We start from the raw sequence: 4,190 nt of genomic DNA, 5'->3' as shown, positions 1-4,190 counted from the left end.
TCGTGATGCCCATGGCGACGAAGGTTTTTCGGCTGTGGTGTTTGGAACCGAAGATGCCGACGTCGACCATGCCGAGTTCGTTGCCGCAGGCGTTTCCGCTGGCCCAAGGCTCGACTTTTCGCGTCCCTTCGTTGATGCGGCAGGCAAATCGGATCAGGCATCGTTCCGGCTGGCGTTTGCCGCCGAGCCTGACACGGCGACGGACGCGTTCTTCTTCACCTGCGAGCGCGTCAACGCACCCAATGTTGACCGCACAGCACTTCAGACGCATGCCAATGGCGTGAGGCGTGTTCTGGCCGTCGAAGCGACTGCTGGAAGCACGCAAGCCGCTGGGGCATTGCTGGCGACAATCGCACGCAGCAGTGTTGACGGGGCCTCCGTGCCGCTCGCCAATGCAAGACTTTCCATCCGCTCCACGCCAAATTCCAATGGGATTCGCCTTGAGGCGATGGTTTTTGCCGTCGATGATCTCGGCGCGGCCAAGTCGCTTCTTGTCCGCAACGGCATCGAGTACGATCTAAGCGGTCAACGCCTGGTGGTGCCTTCGGCACCCGGGCAAGGTGCGACCTTCATTTTCGAGGAATTGAAATGACCAAGCCGAATGCAAATGTGACGATCGGCAAGACCCTTTTCGCCAACAATGCGCCGCTGTCGCTGATCGCCGGCCCGTGCCAGTTCGAATCGCGCCAGCATGCCTTCGACATGGCCGGCGCGCTCAAGGAGCTGACCCTCAAGCTCGGCATCGGCTTCGTCTACAAGTCGAGCTTCGACAAGGCCAACCGCAGCTCGCTGTCGAGCACGCGCGGTGCTGGCCTCGATGCGGCGCTGCCCGTCTTCGCCGACCTGCGCAAGGAGCTCGGCGTCGCCGTCATCACCGACGTCCATACCGAAGAACAGTGCGCGATCGTTGGCGAAGTCGTCGACGTGCTGCAGATCCCGGCCTTCCTCAGCCGCCAGACCGACCTGCTGGTCGCCGCGGCCAAGACCGGCAAGGTCGTCAATGTGAAGAAGGGCCAGTTCCTTGCGCCCTGGGACATGAAGAACGTCGTCGCCAAGGTCACTGACTCGGGCAACCCGAACGTTCTGGTCACCGAGCGTGGCGCATCCTTCGGCTACAACACGCTGGTATCAGACATGCGCGCGCTGCCGATCATGGCCGACATCGGCGCCCCGGTGATTTTCGACGCAACCCATTCGGTGCAGCAGCCAGGCGGGCAGGGTGCCACCTCGGGCGGCGAGCGCCGCTTCGTCGAGACTCTGGCGCGCGCGGCCGTCGCTGTTGGCGTCGCAGGTGTGTTCATCGAAACGCACGAAGACCCCGACAATTCGACCTCGTCGGACGGCCCCAACATGGTGCCGCTCAAGGATTTGCCGGCTCTGCTCGAGCGTTTGATGGCGTTCGACCGTATCGCCAAGGGCTGACGCTGCACTGCCAGGCACTGGTGCGCCTCTCGGTGCACATGCCCCCCAGCACAACTCCTGCTTGAGCCCTGCAGGTACCCGGCGTAGGCTTTCCTCCGTGACTGAGCATCTCAGCTGGAGGAATCCTATGTCTGTTGCCCGCGTTACGGAAATCACCTCATCGTCGACCAAGAGCTTCAAGGATGCCATTGAAGACGGCATCGCCCGCGCGTCCAAGACGCTGAAGAATGTCGAAGGCGCCTGGATCCAGGACCAGAAAGTCGTCATCGAAAACGGCAAGATCGTCGCCTACCGCGTCAACATGAAGGTGACCTTCATCCTCACCGACTGACCGGTCGGCGCAATCCATCATCGGTAAAACTTTGGAACCTCCGCTTTGGGGGATCGTTACCCCTTGCATCCACCAACCAACGAGGAGCAAGCCATGACGACCCACACAGGTCATACCGAAGCTATTCCCGCATCGCGGGTCATCGGCACCAAAGTCTACAATACCGCAGGCGAGACCATCGGCGCGATCGAAGACGTCATGCTCGACAAGATGTCCAACGGCATCATGTTTGCCGTCATCGGATTTGGCGGCTTTCTCGGCATCGGCGAAAAATATCACGCCATTCCGTGGTCGACGCTGGATTACGACAAGGGTCTCGGCGGCTATGTCGTTCCTTTCTCCAAGGATCAGCTGAAGTCTGCACCGTCTTATTCGATCGACGATCTGACCGAAGATGACGGTCGCGTTGCGCGCGATGCGTCTTTCCAGCATTACCAGGTCAAGCCGTACTGGCACTGATCCAACAAAAAGCCCCGGATTTCTCCGGGGCTTTTTCGTTGTGCCGGCAACTACCTTGGTGTCGGAATGATCCGCACCTGCGACGTACCACCCTGTGGAGGCGGTTGACTGTCGCATGAGGTCAGGAAGGCTGCGGCTATGAAGAACAAACTCAGGATACCACTCAACTCGGACATGGCGAAACTCCCTCTGTTTCGCCCCGCGCAGGCATAGTTTACCCGAAAGTGTGGCGAATGCCTGCCCAACGGGATGAATTATGGTGACAGCGTTTTGCCGAAAGTGAATCTGATGCCTGACGTTGCGTGATATTTGCCCTGCCGCGATTGCGTTTTCTTCTGCTTTGGCTAAGACGAGCGCGGAAATCCAACCGATCCTATTTGCGATCAGCTCCCGGGGATGCCTCACATGACAGCAATCATCGATATCGTCGGCCGCGAGATTCTCGACAGCCGCGGCAATCCAACCGTCGAGGTGGACGTTGTCCTCGAGGACGGCTCGATGGGCCGTGCAGCGGTTCCCTCGGGTGCCTCGACCGGCGCCCATGAGGCGATGGAGCTTCGTGATGGCGGCACGCGCTATCTCGGCAAGGGTGTCGAGCGCGCCGTCGAGGCCGTCAATGGCGAGCTGTTCGAGGCGATCGGCGGCATGGAAGCCGAAAACCAGATCCATATCGACCAGACGATGATCGAGCTCGACGGCACGCCCAACAAGGGCCGCCTCGGCGCGAATGCCATCCTCGGCGTGTCGCTCGCAGTTGCCAAGGCTGCTGCCGAAGCTTCCGGCCTGCCGCTCTATCGCTATGTCGGCGGACCCAACGCTCGCGTGCTGCCGGTGCCGATGATGAACATCATCAATGGCGGCGCTCATGCCGACAATCCGATCGACTTCCAGGAGTTCATGATCATGCCGATCGGCGCGCCTTCGCTGCGCGACGCGGTGCGCTGGGGTTCGGAAATCTTCCACACTCTGAAGAAGGGTCTGAAGGACGCCGGCCACAACACCAATGTCGGCGATGAGGGTGGCTTTGCTCCGAACCTCAAGAGCGCCCAGGCAGCTCTCGACTTCGTCATGGCCTCGATCGAAAAGGCCGGCTTCAAGCCCGGCGAAGACGTGGCACTCGCTCTCGATTGCGCAGCGACCGAGTTCTTCAAGGACGGCAACTACGTCTACGAGGGCGAAAAGAAGACCCGCGATCCCAAGGCGCAGGCCAAGTACCTCGCAAAGCTCGCCGCCGACTACCCGATCATCTCCATCGAGGACGGCATGTCCGAGGACGACTGGGAAGGCTGGAAGTACCTGACCGACCTGTGCGGCGACAAGGTGCAGTTGGTCGGCGACGACCTGTTCGTCACCAATTCGGCCCGCCTGCGCGACGGCATCAAGATGGGCGTCGCCAACTCGATCCTGGTCAAGGTCAACCAGATCGGTTCGCTGACCGAAACGCTCGACGCAGTCGAAACCGCGCACAAGGCAAGCTACACCGCTGTCATGTCGCACCGTTCCGGTGAAACCGAAGATTCGACCATCGCTGATCTCGCGGTCGCCACCAACTGCGGTCAGATCAAGACCGGCTCGCTGGCCCGTTCGGACCGCACCGCCAAGTACAATCAGCTGATCCGCATCGAAGAAGAACTCGGCAGGCAGGCGCGCTTCGCCGGCCGCTCGATCTTGCGCGGCTGACCCGATGGGCACGCCAGGCGGGCGGCAAAGCGAGAGGGCAAACAGCCTGGTTTGCTGCCTGCTGATGGCTGCGACCTCCATCTGGCTTCATCCGTCGCCCGCCATGGCGCAAGATTTGGCGAACGGTTTCCGTTCGCCGACCGGCAACATTCAATGCATGTTCTTCGACGACGATGCATCGATACGCTGCAACATTGCCGACAAGTCAACGCCGCTGCCACCACGCCCGCAGGACTGCGAACTGGACTGGGGCAACGATTTCGGCCTGGATGAAACGTCGAGGCGTGGCGTGCTGATG

General features: G+C 60.9%; 5 protein-coding genes and 1 pseudogene. All 6 read left to right on the top strand.

The window, feature by feature from the left end; translation table 11 throughout:
• Positions 1–592 (top strand): VOC family protein (locus tag AC1DUU_RS24865; protein WP_476786043.1); only part of this gene is annotated, 592 nt, incomplete at its 5' end.
• Positions 589–1,422 carry a 3-deoxy-8-phosphooctulonate synthase gene (gene kdsA, locus AC1DUU_RS24860; RefSeq protein ID WP_476786042.1) on the top strand — a complete coding sequence of 278 codons (834 nt, stop codon included), beginning with the start codon at positions 589–591 and terminating at the stop codon, positions 1,420–1,422. The genes AC1DUU_RS24865 and kdsA, both read left to right, overlap by 4 nt.
• A gap of 127 nt (positions 1,423–1,549) precedes the next feature.
• Positions 1,550–1,753 carry a dodecin family protein gene (locus AC1DUU_RS24855; RefSeq protein ID WP_476786041.1) on the top strand — a complete coding sequence of 68 codons (204 nt, stop codon included), beginning with the start codon at positions 1,550–1,552 and terminating at the stop codon, positions 1,751–1,753.
• Positions 1,754–1,846: 93 nt separating this feature from the next.
• Positions 1,847–2,212, top strand: coding sequence for a PRC-barrel domain-containing protein (locus tag AC1DUU_RS24850; protein ID WP_476786040.1), 366 nt, complete (start codon positions 1,847–1,849; stop codon positions 2,210–2,212).
• Positions 2,213–2,617: 405 nt separating this feature from the next.
• Positions 2,618–3,892: a phosphopyruvate hydratase gene (eno, locus tag AC1DUU_RS24845; protein ID WP_476786039.1), complete on the top strand. Its 1,275-nt coding sequence runs from the start codon at positions 2,618–2,620 to the stop codon at positions 3,890–3,892.
• 4 nt (positions 3,893–3,896) lie between these two features.
• Positions 3,897–4,190, top strand: a pseudogene (locus tag AC1DUU_RS24840) (hypothetical protein); the annotation flags it as partial.

It is taken from the genome of Aminobacter sp. P4_H6_2 (genome assembly GCF_056400805.1).
The sequence above is the reverse complement of the archived record's forward strand: the minus strand, read 5'-3'. Positions and strand labels throughout refer to the sequence as shown.